The sequence below is a fragment of the Bradyrhizobium sp. 26S5 genome, assembly GCF_036923295.1.
GTDB lineage: Bacteria > Pseudomonadota > Alphaproteobacteria > Rhizobiales > Xanthobacteraceae > Bradyrhizobium > Bradyrhizobium septentrionale.
The window spans coordinates 7,522,361-7,537,726 of sequence record NZ_CP145948.1 but is presented as its reverse complement, the minus strand read 5'-3'; the positions used below and the strand labels follow the sequence as shown (position 1 = coordinate 7,537,726).

General features: G+C 63.9%; 10 protein-coding genes. 5 read left to right on the top strand and 5 right to left on the bottom strand.

From position 1 onward, the window contains the following. Positions 1-22: 22 nt before the first annotated feature. Entirely contained in the window at positions 23-4,855 is a 4,833-nt protein-coding gene (locus V5279_RS35460) for an NAD-glutamate dehydrogenase (RefSeq protein ID WP_338691644.1), read from the bottom strand. On the opposite strand from V5279_RS35460, the gene V5279_RS35455 reads away from it, so the two are divergent. Beyond that, the gene (locus V5279_RS35455) at positions 4,856-5,131 is read left to right on the top strand and encodes a hypothetical protein (protein WP_029080426.1); all 276 of its coding nucleotides are present in this window, start codon (positions 4,856-4,858) and stop codon (positions 5,129-5,131) included. 71 nt (positions 5,132-5,202) lie between these two features. Here the strand turns inward: V5279_RS35455 and V5279_RS35450 are convergent, their stop codons facing one another. From V5279_RS35450 to V5279_RS35435, 4 genes are all read right to left on the bottom strand, one after another. Then, positions 5,203-6,006 (bottom strand): hypothetical protein, encoded by an 804-nt coding sequence (locus tag V5279_RS35450; protein ID WP_338691643.1) that lies wholly within the window; start codon positions 6,004-6,006, stop codon positions 5,203-5,205. Next, positions 5,987-8,188, bottom strand: coding sequence for an AAA family ATPase (locus tag V5279_RS35445; RefSeq protein ID WP_338691642.1), 2,202 nt, complete (start codon positions 8,186-8,188; stop codon positions 5,987-5,989). The genes V5279_RS35450 and V5279_RS35445 overlap by 20 nt, the downstream gene beginning before the upstream one ends. Before the next feature lie 79 nt (positions 8,189-8,267). Next, a complete protein-coding gene (locus tag V5279_RS35440; RefSeq protein ID WP_338691641.1) occupies positions 8,268-9,911 on the bottom strand; it encodes a hypothetical protein in 1,644 nt (547 codons plus the stop codon). A gap of 570 nt (positions 9,912-10,481) precedes the next feature. After that, positions 10,482-11,495, bottom strand: a complete 1,014-nt coding sequence (locus tag V5279_RS35435; RefSeq protein ID WP_338691639.1) for a helix-turn-helix domain-containing protein — start codon at positions 11,493-11,495, stop codon at positions 10,482-10,484. Positions 11,496-11,755: 260 nt separating this feature from the next. Here V5279_RS35435 and V5279_RS35430 point away from each other — a divergent pair, with 260 nt between their 5' ends. From V5279_RS35430 to V5279_RS35415, 4 genes are all read left to right on the top strand, one after another. Further along, positions 11,756-12,910 carry a DUF3047 domain-containing protein gene (locus tag V5279_RS35430; RefSeq protein WP_338691638.1) on the top strand — a complete coding sequence of 385 codons (1,155 nt, stop codon included), beginning with the start codon at positions 11,756-11,758 and terminating at the stop codon, positions 12,908-12,910. A gap of 361 nt (positions 12,911-13,271) precedes the next feature. Further along, positions 13,272-14,177, top strand: a complete 906-nt coding sequence (locus V5279_RS35425; protein ID WP_338691637.1) for an integrase core domain-containing protein — start codon at positions 13,272-13,274, stop codon at positions 14,175-14,177. A 15-nt stretch (positions 14,178-14,192) separates the two neighbouring features. Next, the gene (locus V5279_RS35420; protein ID WP_338691636.1) at positions 14,193-14,462 is read left to right on the top strand and encodes a hypothetical protein; all 270 of its coding nucleotides are present in this window, start codon (positions 14,193-14,195) and stop codon (positions 14,460-14,462) included. A gap of 274 nt (positions 14,463-14,736) precedes the next feature. Continuing rightward, entirely contained in the window at positions 14,737-15,228 is a 492-nt protein-coding gene (locus V5279_RS35415) for a helix-turn-helix domain-containing protein (protein WP_338691635.1), read from the top strand. The last annotated feature ends 138 nt before the right edge of the window (positions 15,229-15,366 follow it).

Below are 15,366 nucleotides of genomic sequence, written 5' to 3'. Positions count from 1 at the left end.
TCACATCGCTGCCTCGCACGCCTCAGGCCTTGACCAGGTCCCCCAGCAGATTCGCCGCCACCGTCAGCTTGGCGAGCGTCAGGCCGCTGGCCGCGATCTCCTCGACCGAGCGACGGATGCGCGCAGCTTCCGGGTGCGCCGCGAGCCAGGTCTCGACAGCCTGCTGGCCGGACTGGCCGGTTGCCAGCATATCCGCGGCCAGCCTTCTTTCGGCGCCGGCGATCTGCTCGACGGCGCGGTCGATCGCCATCCGTTCGAAATAATCGTTTGCCGGCACGCTGCGCGCGGCGGCGACGATCCGGTCGAGACGGAAATTCGCCTCGGCGGCGAAGAAGGTCGCGGCGGCGTCGCCGATGGGGCGGTTGGTACGCTCCGCAACCGTCACGATATCGGGCGCCGAGACCAGAGCGTCGAGATCGGCGAGTTCGCCGGCGAGGCCGGCCGGGACACCGGCATCGGTGAGTTCCTGCCGCCGCTTGGCACGTGCGGCCTGCAAGTCCGTCGGCAACGCGGCGTCGAGCCCGGCGACGATCTCGCGGATAGCCGGGCCGAAGCGCGCGACGACGGCCTCCAGCCCGTCTTTGAAATCGACATTGCGCACGTACCAGACCATGCGGGAGAGCAGGAGATCCTGCACGGAAGCGTAGAGCGACAGCTGCACCTGCCCGTCGATGCAGGTATCGAGCGCGTCGATCGCGTCGCTGAGCCACTTCAGCCCGTAGCATTCATCGACCGCCACATAGGCCATGACGATGGTCGGGATATCGGCGTCCGTCTCGTCGATCAGGCGCACGACACAGGCCGGGCCGCCGCGGTTGATCACCGCATTGGCGAGGCTGGTCGCGATAATCTCCCGCCGCAGGCGGTGGAATTCGACCGCCGTCGGGTATTTGTCCTGAACCTCGCGCGGAAAATACTGCGATAGTTCTCGGGCAAGATAGGGATCGTCCGGCACGCTGGTGCCGAGCAGGTCATCGTAAAGCGTCAGCTTGGCGTAGGCGAGCAGAACGGCAAGCTCGGGCCGTGCGAGGGACTGGCCGCGCCGTGTGCGCTCGGTGAGCGCTGCGTCGTCGGGCAGGAACTCCACCGCGCGGCTGAGCAAGCTGCGTTGCTCGAGCGACTGCATCAGGCGCGTGAGGAAGCCGGTCTCGGCCACGCCCTTGCGTTCGGCGAGCGAGAGCGCCAGCGACTGCAGATAGTTGTTGCGCAGCACCAGCGTGCCGACCTCGTCGGTCATCGCGGCCAGCAGGCTGTTGCGGTCAGCGGGGCTGAGGCGCCCCTCGCGCTCGAGGCGCGCCAGCGCGATCTTGATATTGACCTCGACGTCGGACGTGTTCACGCCGGCCGAGTTGTCGATGGCGTCGGTGTTGAGCTTGACGCCCTTCTGCGCCGCCTCGATGCGGCCGCGCTGGGTGACGCCGAGATTGGCGCCTTCGCCGATCACCCGGGCCCGCACGTCGCCGCCCGTGATGCGGATCGGATCGTTGGCGCGGTCACCGGCCTGATCGTCGCTTTCCCCGGCGGAGCGGATATAGGTGCCGATGCCGCCGAACCACAGGAGATCCGCGCGCGCCTTCAGGATTGCCGTCATCACCTCGAAAGGCGTGGCTTGCGGCTTGTCGAGATCCAGCAGGGTGCGCATCTCCGGAGTGAGCGGGATCGCCTTGAGCTGGCGCGAGAACACGCCGCCGCCCGGCGAGATCAGCGACTTGTTGTAGTCCTGCCAGCTCGATCGCGGCAGGTCGAACAGGCGCTTGCGCTCGGCGAGGCTGATCGAAGGATCGGGCGAGGGATCGATGAAGATGTCGCGGTGATCGAAAGCCGCCACGAGCTTTGTCGCCGGCGAGAGCAGCATGCCATTGCCGAAAACGTCGCCGGACATGTCGCCCACCCCGACCGCGGTGAACGGCGTGGTCTGAATGTCGGTGCCGAGCTCGCGGAAGTGGCGCTTGACCGTCTCCCAGGCACCGCGCGCCGTGATCCCCATCTTCTTGTGGTCGTAGCCCTGGCTGCCGCCGGACGCGAAGGCGTCGCCGAGCCAATGGTTCTTCTCGACCGAGATCGCGTTGGCGACGTCGGAGAAGGTGGCGGTGCCCTTGTCGGCGGCGACGACGAGGTAGGGGTCGTCGCCGTCATGGCGCACGGTGGATTCGGGCGGCACGACGATGTCGCCGTCGAGATTGTCGGTGAGCTCCAGCAGCGAGCGAACGAAGATGCGATAGGCTTCGGTGCCTTCCGCGAGCCAGGCGTCGCGATTGGAAGGCGGCGGCAGGCGCTTGGGCACGAAGCCACCCTTGGCGCCGACCGGCACGATCACGGCATTCTTGACCTGCTGCGCTTTCACGAGGCCGAGGATCTCGGTGCGGAAATCCTGCGGCCGGTCGGACCAGCGCAAGCCACCGCGCGCAACCTTGCCGAAGCGCAGGTGAATACCTTCGACGCGAGGTGAGTAGACGAAGATCTCGTACAGAGGTCGTGGAGCCGGCAGGTCGTCGATCCGGCGCGCGTCGAACTTGAAGGAGATCACCGGACGCGGATGTCCATCCTCGCCGATCTGCCACAGATTGGTGCGTATCGTCGCCTGCACCAGGTTGGTGAATCGGCGCAGGATGCGGTCTTCGTCCAGCGAGGCGACGGATTTGAGCTGCTCCTCGACCTCGGCAAGCAGGGCCGTCTCGCGTGCCGCGCGCTCGGCCTCCGTGGAGGCGAGGCGTGGATCGAGGCGGGTCTGGAACAGCGCGACGAGGCTGGCCGTGATCGCGGCGTTCTTGCGCAAGGTCTCCCACATGTAATCCTGGGTGAACGGCGCGCGGATCTGGTGCAGGTAGCGGGACAGCGCCCGGATGGTCGAGACTTCCCGCCAGCCCAGGGCGGTGCGCAGGATCAGGCCGTTGTATCCATCGGGTTCGGCGTGATCGCGGACCACCGCCATGATCGAGGCTTCAAGGCGATGGCTGAATTCCGGGTTGATCGTGATCGGCTGGCCGTCGCTGGTCTCGATCGTCATCTCGTGGAGCCAAACCGGCGGAGGCGCCGGCGTGGCGCGCGGCGCGATCTGATAGGTGCGTTCGTTGACCACGCGCAGGCCGTGATTTTCGATCACGGGCACGCGGTAGGACAACGACAGGGGCGCGCCGTGCGAGAATACCTTCAGTCCGAAGCGCTTGGGATCGGCCTCGCTTTCGTCACGGTGAACCGAAATCGCCACGGGGCGGGTCGGCGTGAGCTTTTCGATGGTGGCGATATCGGTGATCGCCTGTTCCGCGCCGAACACCTCGGTATAGCCGCCGCTGAAGGCCTGGGCATATCGGGTCGTGAGCATGCGTGCCCGCATGCCATCGGTCGAGGCAGTGAGCGCGGCCTTCAGCTTGTCGGCCCAGGTCGCGGCAATCGCGCTGATCCCGGCTTCGAGCGTGGCGCGTTCGACGACGGGAGTTTTGCCGTCATAGCGTCCGATGATGTAGTGGACGCGCACAAGCGCCCCTTCAGGGAATGAAACGTAGGAGGCCGACAGCGTCCCCTTGTAGACCTGCGCCAGGAAGGCACCGACGCGCGTGCGGACGTCGGTGTCGTATTTGTCGCGCGGAATGAAGGTGAGGATGGAGACGAAGCGATCGAACTTGTCCACCCGCGCCAGCGCGCGGACGCGCGGACGCTCGTAGAGGATCAGGATCTCCATGACGAAATTGTAGAGCGTGTCGACGTCGACCTGGAACAATTCGTCACGCGGATATTCTTCGAGAATATGCATGAGCGCCTTGCCCGAATGGCTGTTCGGGTCGAAGCCGGCGCGTTGCAGCGCCCGCGTCACCTTGTGGCGGACATAAGGGATCTGCCGTGCGGAGCGGGTATAGGCGCCCGAGGTGAACAGGCCGACGACCCGCAATTCGCCCTCCAGCCGGCCGTCGGGCGTATAGAGCTTGATGCCGACATAATCCATGCGGATGCGACGATGAACGCGGCTGGAGACGTTGGCCTTGATGACGATGAGCAGGGTAGGGTCGTGCATGAACTCGCGTATTTCCGACGTCATCACCACCATTTCGCCGCCGCGGCGCAGGACCTTCGCATCCGGATCGCGGAGCACGCCGAGGCCTTTGCCGGTCGTGATGTCGTCGGACGCATCGCCGTCGGGCGAGAAGCGATATTCGCGCACGCCGAGGAAGGTGAAATTGTCCGCGCAGAGCCATTGCAGGAACTGGTTGGCCTCGGCGACCTCGTCGATCGGCAGCGGCGGCGGATTGGAAGAGAAGGTCTTGATCGCGTCCTCGACCCGGTCGCGCATGGCACGCCAGTCGGTGACGCAGGCGCGGACGTCGTTCAACGACCTGGTGAGGCCGTCGATCAGCTTCTGGCGATCGGCATCGGCGTCCAGGCGGGTGATGTGGAGATGAATCAGGCTTTCCCGCGTACCCTTCGCTCCCTCCGGCAGTGTTTCGCCGTGAAAGCGCAGGAGCTTGCCTTGATCATCGCGCTCCACCGCGAGGATCGGGTGAGCGACGAGGGTGACTTCGATGCCTTGCTCGGCCAGCTCCGCCGTCGTGGAATCGAACAGGAAGGGCATGTTGTCGTTGAGAATCTCGAGCACGGAAATCTCGCGCCCGTCCGGCATCATCGGATTGACGACACGGATATCGGCGCTGCCCGCCGTACGCTGCTGCACGTGCTCCCAGGCTTGTTCCGCCAGGAAGGCCAGCGACAAGGCATCGTGATTGGCGAGGTCCTCGACATTGGTGTAGCCGAACAGAAGTTCGGCAAAGCTCCGGGGAGCCTTGCCCGGCTGCACGCTTCCCGCGGCATCGCGGATCAGGGTTGCACGGGCCTTATCGTCACGCCAAGCCATAATGTCCTCCATTTGCCGCGCCGTCCGACCGCAGTCGCGATCATCGGCTTGATTCTGGAGTGCATCGCTTCGAGCGCCACTGCCTTGATCGCGATCGAGCGCGTACGCGAATTCCCCGGTCTCAAAGCTTCGACTGCTGCCGACGACAATACTCCGATCCCAAAGCTATCCAAGGCGCATGCTGTCGTGAGACGTGCCGAGATGCCTGCTGCAGCGCGTGAGGCCGAAGTCGGCGCCGGCGGCTGCCGAATCATCGGGGAGGGAAAAATCACAAGCAATTTCAATTGAGTAAGAGTTTGCGGTTTTGTTCTGAGCGGCGCGCCAAAGATTGCCTGTCTATTGAAGTGCACCAAGTGGATCTAGCGATAGTCCTTGTTGTTGATCACCTTGCTGTCCTTGCCCTCATCGGCGCCGGTCGGCATGCATTCGACCTGCACGAGGTCGGGATAGATATCCCACGATCGCACCAGGATTTTCTTGCGGACACCGTAGGAGGTGATGATACAGCGGTTCAGCACCGGGCTGACGGCGGCTGCGACGTAGCCGGGATAAAACAGCGAACCATGATGGAGCACGCTCCAGAGTTCGTTGAACCAGGTCGCGCGCACCCGGAAGGTCACCGTGTTCTGGTCGGTGCAGGGCAGCGTCTCGCAACCGTAGACCTCGTGGACCTCCGGTCCCTCGGTTTGCGAACTCGAGAGGTTCTGGGAGTTGGACAGATATAGCTGCTCGTCGTGCCGGACGGTCGCAAGGTACCAGGGCAAGGTCGCGGCGACCGCCGCGGCGCAGTAGAGGATGTAGCAGACGGCGATCGTCGCGAGGATCATGATTCCGCCGCGCGCCTTGCTGAATTCCGGATCGCCATAAGCGTCCTTGGCGTAGACGCAGCGCGCCCAAAGCGCGCGGTAGCGGGCGAACGCCCAGCGCACGAAGCGGTAGAGCCGCCAGGTGACCGGAGCGATCAGCTTCAGGTAGATCCAGCCGCAGGAGCGGACGAACTGCGACCAGAACCGGCCGAGCATGCTCAGCTCCCGGTGGGCGCGCCCGAGGTCGGACTGGTCGTAGGACTTCTTGGCCTCATAGGCCTTGGTCTTGAACTCGGACAGCGTCTTGTCGATGCCGTGCAGCAACGCATCGGCGTCGTCATGCGGCTTTTCTGTCATGGCGGATCCAGGTCGACGTGAAATTGCGGCTCGTGGCATCGAAGCCGATGTCGAGCGTGCCGCTGAAGGCGGCGTCAGCCATCGTCTTCTCGACGATCATGGCCTCGATGCGTTTGATGCGGCCCGGCAGGCCGCGCGCTCCGATCTCGGGCGAGTAGGTCTTGTCGCAGAACTCCCGCAGCTGCGCCTCGGGGAAGCGTACCTCGATCGATTGTGCCGCGTAGAAGGCGTTGATGCGCGAGATTTCGCGGAACACGATCTTCTCGATCGTGTCCATGTTGAGCTTGTGGAACAGGATGATGTTCTCGCGTCCCTCGAAGCGGTTCAGGAATTCGGTTCGGAAGGCCTTCTTCAGGTCGCGGATGGTGAGCTCATAGGCCTCATCCTGGCTCAGGTCGCCGGGACCGGTGCCGACCCGTAGCGCATGCTCCGCGCCGATGTTGGTCGTCATCGGCATCACCACGTCGCCGAACTCAACCTTGCGGCCCAGATTGTCGCGGCAGCGCCCGTCGTCGAGGATGTTGAGGCAGATGTTGAAGATGTCGGGGTGAGCTTTCTCGATCTCGTCCCACAGCATGACCTGATACGGATTGGCCCGCACCGAGTTGGTCATCTCGCCGCCGGCCGAGAAGCCGTCGTAGCCCGGAGGCGCGCCGATCAGCTTGGTGACGTCGTTCTTCTCCATGAACTCGCCCATGTCGTAGCGGTTCAGCGCCTTGTCGGTGTCGAACAGGGCTTCCGCCAGCCCCTTGGCGACCTCGGTCTTGCCGACGCCGCTGGCGCCGCAGAACAGGAACGGCAGCGGCTTGTCGGTGCGCCGCCCGCGCCGCCAGACCTTGACCGCACGATCGACATGATCGATCACCGCATCCTGACCGAACACGCGCCGCTTCAGCGAGCCGTGCAAATTGAGCAGCTTGACGGCGTCGTTCTGCTTGAGCTTGGAGGCGTCGATACCGGAGATCAGCGAGAATTCGTCGATCACCATGTCTGCGGTGAACAGCAGCCGATCGTTGATCTGCTTGGTGACGGCCTTGTATTTCACCCGATTTTCATCGACGGCCGCCTGGGTCTGCGCAATGTCGCCGCGCAGCTTGAGAATCTCTGGCGTTGCATAGCCGGACGCCCTGGCGATCAGATCGAAGTCGGCATCGCCGGCGGAGGCCTTGCCGGCGGGATCGTCGAGGTGACGCTTCTTCTCGTCTTCCTCGAGGCTGCGCAGCTGGGCCTCCATGTGTGCGATCGACTTCTCGCCCTCGCGTTGCGCCGCGTAGTAGCCCTTGATCTTGGCCTGATATTCGGCGAACTCGGCCTTGTGGCGGGCGATGGCGGCGCGCACGGTGGCGGCCTTTTCCTCGTTTCCGGAGGACGGCCCGCCGGCCATCAGACGCGCGAGCTCCGCCTCGAGCTCCGCGAGCAGCGGCGGCGTCGAATGCGCCCGCAGCAAATAGCGCGCCATGCCGCGATCGAGCAGCGTGCGGGTGCGCGCGGGCTGCGCCGCGCTGAGGCCGGTGTCGAGCGAACGGTACTTGCTCGACATGTCGATGGCGGCCTTGACCGCAGCCGGATCGATCCGGACCTCGTAGCTCTCTTCGAGGTCTCTGGCGCCGTGCAGCGCGATCTCCTCGAGTTCGGCGCCGACCGGCTCGGTCAGATCCATCAGCGTAAAATGATCGCGGAAGTCGGAATGACACTTGAGCACCTGGGTCAGGTCGGCCTCACGCACCTCGAGGAAGACCTGCGTCTTCTTCGTCTTCACCATCGACGTCAACGCGTTGACGATGTGCATCAGCCCGCTGTTGCGCAGCGCATCGATCAGATCGAGCGTATCCTCCACAATCAGAACGCTGTCCGGGGTGCGGTTAAGGGTCGCAAATATCGCCTTGAACTGCTTGACGATAGCGTCGTTGTCGCCGAGGCCGAACAGGCCGTCGGTGTCGAGCCAGAACAGCCGCTTGTTGACGATGTCGAACGGCGCGTCGGGGTCGACCTTGCGCGCCTGCAGCGCCAGCGCCAGCGTGGTGATGCCGACGCCGCTCGGACCGGAGACGATCACGCTGTTGGCTTCCATCCGCGTCAGGATGGTGCACAATTCCTCGAACTTCTCCGTGCAGCCAACCAGCTTGAAGTTCTTCCGGTTGGCGAGCGCCTCGCTGCCGGTGATCAGGAAGTTGTCGGCCATTTCAGATTTCCATCGGTCAGGCGTGGAGGTGGGGAGGCCGGACCGGCAGCGCCGGTCCGGGGCGGGCTCAGACTTGTGCTCAGATTTGCCCGAACGTGATTTCCTTGTCGTCGACCGGTTTCGCTGCCGCTGAAGCGGCCGGCGCGCCGGGATCCTTGGCGTCCATGCCGATGCTCTCCTGCAGCCGCGCACGTACGGTGGCGGTGACATCGCTGAGCTCGCCGAGTCGGCTCTGGATGTTGGAGAGCCCGTCTTCCCGCAGCTTGTTGGCGGCCTGCAGCGATTCGGCGATGTTCGACATCGACTCGACCTTCTCCATGATCCGCTTGGATGCCTCGTCGACCTGCAGCGCCTGGCGGATGACTTCCTTGTTGGCGACGTCGTCGGTCACCGCGTTCATCGCCCGCATCGAATCGCGCACGCTCTCCGAGGCCTCGTTGAGCGCCGAGTTGTTGAGCGCCTGGATGGTGGTGTTCAGGCTGGTGGCGACACTGGCGATGCCGTCGCTGGAGAGCTCGCGCAGGTTGACATTCTGCTTGCCGAGAGCGTCGTGGAAGGTGTTGGCGTCGACCGCGTCCTTCTCGAGATCGGCCACGGTCTTCTTGGTGCTCCGCCCGCTGTCCAGCAGGGTGGTGACGTGGCGCTCGAAATCGTTCTTCTTGCGCTCGCGCTCGAGACGGGCAAGGGTATCCTCGCCCGCCGGGGCGGTCGACAGCGCCTGCACCTTCTCCTTGTTCGCCGCGCTGGCGAGGTCGATGCCCTTGTCGAGGATAGCGACCACCGTGATCATCTGCGAGTTGATCTTGACCAGCTTGTCGGCTTGCCCCTCGATCCCTCCGAGTTCGTCGCGCAGCTCCGAGACCGAGACCTGCGACTTGTCGATATAGCCGAGCGCCGCCTTGATGATGCCCTCGACGCGCTTGACGTGCTCGGGACCGGAGATGTCGAGCATCTTGCGGACCTGATCCTTCTCGGCCTTGAACTTGCCCTGCTTGGCGTCGTGCTCGGCCTTCTCCGTGATGATCGCCAGCGCCTTGTCGCGGCAGGCCTTCAGGCCCTCCATCCGCTTGGCGATCAGCAGCTCCTTGGCGGCGATTTCGGCCTGCGCGGATTTCTTGATGCCGCCGAACAGGCCGGTTTGCGTCTTCAGCTTGGCGATGTCGCGATCGAGCATCTCCTTGTCGGAGTTGACCTGCCGCGTTTCGGATTCGATCTCCGACGTACGGCGGTCCCAATCGGCCTCGCGCTTGCGATCCTCCTCGATCTCCGCGAAGGTATCCAGCACGACATTGTCGCCGGCCGTGCGCAGGGTGTAGAGCGCATCCAGATTGTCGACCAGCGGCCGGATCATCTCGCGGAAGTCGAGAACGCCCTTGTTCATGTCGGCAAACGTCTGCTTCATCTTGGCGAAGACGGTCGTCGACGACAACTCGATCAGCTTGCGCTGCATCAGCGTGCGCTGCTGCGCCAAATATTCCTTGTAGGCCTCGAGCTGCTTGATCGACGCCTTGCACTCCTCGGCGAGATCAGGCGAGAGCAGGGCTCCGACCTGGCGGCTGCGCTCCTCCGGCGCGGCTTCGGGATTGAAGACGATCTTCGCCACCGGATTGGCGGTGATGTCGACAGGCGCGGCCTGTGTCGCCTGCTTCGGCGCCATCCGTGCCTTGACGGCCTCGTTGACCGCGGTCGATTCCGCAAGTTTCGGGGATTGTGAGGTGGACATGCAGTCGTCTCCTGGTCTGGCGGCTCCGAAGGGGAGCCGCGTGGGCGGCGCAGGCGTCCAGGCCGCGTCGCGGGAAATCGTCCTTAGGCGGCAAACATGAGAAATCCGGCCGGTGCGGAACCTAGATGCGAGTCCTTTGTCGCACAACCACAGGGGCGTTCAATTCGAACCGTGAGCCAAACGAAGTCGCGACATTCTTTATGCATCGTTCAGCGTTGCTGTGTGTTTCAGCTCGGAAGGAAGCTCATTGTTTTATTTTTCGGTGGCTGTTTTGTCGCTGCGTGGCCGGTCTGGTTCGATTTAAGTCTTCGGGTGCCGGTTTCCGGATCGATGTGAAGCGTCCTTTGCATTAGTCGCGCGATGTGCGGCTTTGGTTGACGCCGGCAAGGCTCGCACGGCGATTTGAATTCAAGGCCGTCGAGCCGCCAGGAATCCGCGTGCCTGCAAAGCTAACCATTTGAATTGTCTTCTGAAATATCCCTCGCCCTTGACCGATGCTTGCAGCTGGGGAGCTCTCGCAGGCGCTGGATCTGATAAGTCACGGCGTAAAGGATTGTGTAGCAATCTCAATTACATATCGGTTCGCGATTTTATTCTGAGTGGCGCGCCATTTGTTTCGCCCCGCCCGCGCGCTTCAAGCAGACGCCGCCAACGGGTGGGAGCCGCGCCGCTCCAGCGCTCGAAGGCCCGGCTGAAATGGGCCGGGTCGTCATAACCGAGCACCGATGCAATTTCGCCGATCGATCGGTCTGTCTGGCACAACAGTCTCACCGCACGTCGCTGCAGCGCGTTTCGCAGCAGGTCACTATAGCTCAGTCCGACTTCGCTGAGCCTGCGTTGCAGTGTTCGTCTCGTGAGTCCCGACCGGTTTCCGATGCGTGAAAGGGTCGGACGCCGATCGAGCAGCTCCAATTCGATCAGTACGGAAACACGGCCCGGCAGGTCCTCCGGATCCGGCAGGTCGAAAATGCGTCCGAGTTCGCTCGCGGTCAGCCCATCGCCTTGTCCGAGATTTGGATTGACGGCCGTCAACAGCCGCCGATCGAACACGATTGCGCTGGCGGCGTTGCCGATAGAAGTATCGGTACACGTCAACTCGCCGATCGGGCATCGCAGCCGGTTTGGCAGGTCGCCAAAGATGATCCGGCTCGGCAGCCACCAGGCGCCGGCAAAATGCCTGACCACGGCGATCATGTACCAGATGGCGAGCATCTCGTTCTGCCGGCGTCCGTCGCGCGCGGGGTCGGTCAATTCATACGACCAGTGAATTTCGCTGCCATGACGGCGGACGACCAGCTGGGTGGCGTTCTGCAGCATGTGCGGCAGGCTCGTTCCTGCGCGATGGATCGCCTCGAGCAAGGTCGGGGCCTGGGCCACCCATCTGCCGAAAATCCCGAGGCCCGCCATCGACGTCTGGCGACCAAGCCGGACCGCAAAGACTTCGTCGTGCAATTCCCGCGAGGTCACCATCAACAGCCGGAAGTGATCGCGCAGCGGCAACAGCGTGTCCGGCGCCTCCAGCAATCCGAGGGGAAGATCGGCGCGGCGGAACACCCGCTCGATCGATCCACCGGCCGCCGTCACGACGTCGGCAATCGGACCAAGCGTGCTCGCGCGTGTGTAACCAGTCTGGTGCATCTGCCCTCACGCGCCAAACAGGCCGCCATTTCGGCACATCATGGCAGGCTGAATTCGCGGCCGAAGCATAGCATTCGAAACCCGATCGATGAAACACGGCCAAACGCCGGCGGTCGACCGGGACCAGGGAGGAATGCATGTGCTTTGCTTGTTTCGGCGTGTCGTCCGCGGCCGGCCGTATCGGGAAAATTTCCCGACGTGATGTCATGTTGCGTGCATCGGCGCTCGGTCTGGTGCTGCCCTTTGCCGGGCCTGCGTTGCGGACGGCGCAAGCGGCCGAGCAGAGCGGTCCGGCTCCGGCGGATTTGGTGGGCGGGATCAAGGATCTCATTGCGAAGGCGAGTTCACCGGAACTGGTTGCCTACAAGGTTTTCGAGATCAACGGCAGCGATCTGCCATGGACCGATCTCGGGCTCGACGCGGCGCAGGGCCAACAGGTGACGTTCCTCTTGAGCGGTCGGATGTGGCTGTCACGCGAACACGATCTCTGGTTCGGTCCCGGCCTGATCTTCCACGCGCGCACGCGCGGGCTCCGGCCGATCTACAATCCGATGCTGGATACCGGGACCATGACGGCCTCCCACGACGGACGGATCGAGGTCGCGCGTTCGGCCGCGGAATGGGCCAGTGAGGACGGGGTGCTGGCGACGCCGGAAGACATCTACAAGAAGGCGGATGTCAAGGTGACCGGTATCGCCCTGCTGTGGCGCGCCGATGCCGGCGTGGGCGTCAAGAGCCTGCTGGCGCATGGCGACGTGGGCGGTCTGCTCAAGTCCGAGCTTGCGCGTCTTGAGCGTGGCGGCAAGCTGCCGCCAGGCTGGTCGAACCTGCTCGGTTTTGGAGGTGGGCAGGAAGTCTTCAGCCAGGGTGCGGACGGTGAGATCATCTGCGACACCACGGGCTACGTCAGTATCATCGAGCGGCCGCTGTCGCTTCCGCTGGCCTCGCGTCCGCGGCTCGCATGGCGCTGGAAGATCGATCAATTGCCAACCGCCGTCGCGGAAGACCAGGCTGCGACCCACGACTATCTTTCGATCGGCGTGAAGTTCGAAGACGGGCAGGATCTGACCTACATCTGGAGCGAACATTTGCCAGAAGGCAAGGTTTTCCGCTGCCCGTTGCCCGGCTGGAATGCGATCGAGACGCATATGATCGTCCGTTCCGGGAAGGCGGACCTCGGGACCTGGCAAGCGCAGGAACGCGACATCGCAGCGGACTACGCCGCCCATATCGGTGGATCGGCGAAGGCCATCGCGAAAATCTGGCTGCTGGCCGTGGCGCCGTTCCAGCGCCGCCACGGCGCGTGTCGCTATGCCGATATCAAGGTCACCACCGGCGACAACGCTGTGCACAGGGTTTAGCGCGAGACATGATTTGCCGGTATTGGCCGGATCGCCGGGCCGTGGTGTTTATCCGGATCACGGCGCGACCGTTCAAGTTAAAGCTTGATGAAGTTAGGTCGAACTGGTGGCCGCGAAGACGCTGCGCTCCCTCCCCCGCAAAGGGCAGGGCTATCGCAGATGAAGCACGGGAGTCTATCCGCGGGCTCACTTCGCCTCTCCCGCTTGAGGGGGAGGCCGACACGCATCGCAAGATGCGTGGCGGGTGGGGGTGTTTCCACGGTGGGATTCCCAATGCGGTACAGACCGGATAGATACCCGACAGTTTAGACCGGCATGATTGCCGACAGGTTTCTAGAAGCATCGGCGGGAGGGCCCGACGATGCCGTTCAGAGAGACCAGTCGGATGGAAGAGCGTATCCGGATGCTTATGGAGTACGAGAGCGGGAACTGGAGCGTGTCGGAGTTGTGCCGCCGTCACGGTATCTGCCGCGACACGTTTTACGCATGGCGCCAGCGGAAGCAGAGCGGCGATCCGGAGTGGTTCAGGGACCGTTCGCACGCGCCGCAGCAATGCCGACAAACGACCGATGCGGCGATTGCAGAGAAGGTGATCGCGGCTCGGCAGCGCTTTCCCTATCTGGGACCGCGCAAGCTGCTCGCCCTGCTTGACCGCCAGGCGCCGGAGATCGATTGGCCGGCGGCGTCGACGATTGGGAGCATTCTCAAGCGCGCGGGGCTGATCTCGCCGGTGAAGCGCCGCCGCCGTCCGCTCGACCAGCGGCGTCCCTGCACGCCGGTGCAGGAGCCGAACGACGAGTGGAGCGTGGACTTCAAGGGTTGGTTCCGCACCCGCGACCAGTGCCGGATTGATCCGTTGACGGTGGCTGACAGCCACAGTCGCTTCCTGATCGAACTGCAGATCGTCGCACCGACGACCGAGGGCGTCCGCCCCCGCTTCGAGAGGGCTTTCCGCGAGCATGGCCTGCCGCGGGCAATCCGCTGCGACAATGGTTCGCCGTTCGGCTCGCGCGGCGCCGGCGGTCTCACCACATTGTCGGTCTGGTGGCTGAAGCTCGGCATTACGCCGCACTTCATCCGTCCGGCCTCGCCGCAGGAGAACGGTCGCCATGAGCGCATGCATCGCACCTTGAAGGCGCAAACATCGAGCCCACCGGCAGATAATGCGTCCGAGCAACAGGCCCGCTTTGACGCCTTCCGAGAGCATTACAATAAGGAACGTCCTCACGAAGCGCTGGGCCAACGGCCGCCGGAGGACGCCTATTGAGCATCTCAACGCACCATGCCGGATCGCGAGCAAGACCCCTGGTATGACGCCGATCACCAGGCCCGCCGTGTTCGCGGCAATGGGGAGATTAAATGGAAAGGCAAGTTCGTCTTTATCGGTCAGGCGCTGGTGAACGAACTTGTCGGCATCGCCGAACTCGATACCGGTGACCACGTCGTCCGCTTCTGCGACCTCGACGTCGGTCTCATCGACCGCCGCGGCCTGTTCACCCGGTTCGCTCCGCCTCGTGAGGGGCTGCGCGAACCGGGCGAACAGACCGCTTAACCCAAACTGTCGGGGATCATGCCGGTCCAAAATGTCGGGAATCATGCCGGTTGAACATGCGGAGACACCCCCACCCCGCCCTCCCCCGCAAGCGGGAGAGGGAGCCCAACGCCACTGCCCACATCACCCCACTCTCATATGCGATAGCCCTGCGCTTGCGGGGGAGGGCTGGGGTGGGGGCTCTCTCCACGGTACAGACCGGATAGATACCCGACAGTTTAGACCGGCATGATTGCCGACAGGTTTCTAGAAGCATCGGCGGGAGGGCCCGACGATGCCGTTCAGAGAGACCAGTCGGATGGAAGAGCGTATCCGGATGCTTATGGAGTACGAGAGCGGGAACTGGAGCGTGTCGGAGTTGTGCCGCCGTCACGGTATCTGCCGCGACACGTTTTACGCATGGCGCCAGCGGAAGCAGAGCGGCGATCCGGAGTGGTTCAGGGACCGTTCGCACGCGCCGCAGCAATGCCGACAAACGACCGATGCGGCGATTGCAGAGAAGGTGATCGCGGCTCGGCAGCGCTTTCCCTATCTGGGACCGCGCAAGCTGCTCGCCCTGCTTGACCGCCAGGCGCCGGAGATCGATTGGCCGGCGGCGTCGACGATTGGGAGCATTCTCAAGCGCGCGGGGCTGATCTCGCCGGTGAAGCGCCGCCGCCGTCCGCTCGACCAGCGGCGTCCCTGCACGCCGGTGCAGGAGCCGAACGACGAGTGGAGCGTGTGCGCGGCGGCGATCAGGGTGAGACTCCAGCGACAATCAAGGTGAGACTGCGCCGATGGGGACGGACCGAAGGGAGGGCGCAGCCCGACCGGAGGACCGTCCCCATCGGCGTCGCGCGTTTTTGGACCCGTCTGGCGGCCGGGTGCGGCTGGTGCAAGCTGTTGGTTCGTCTCGACAAGAGGG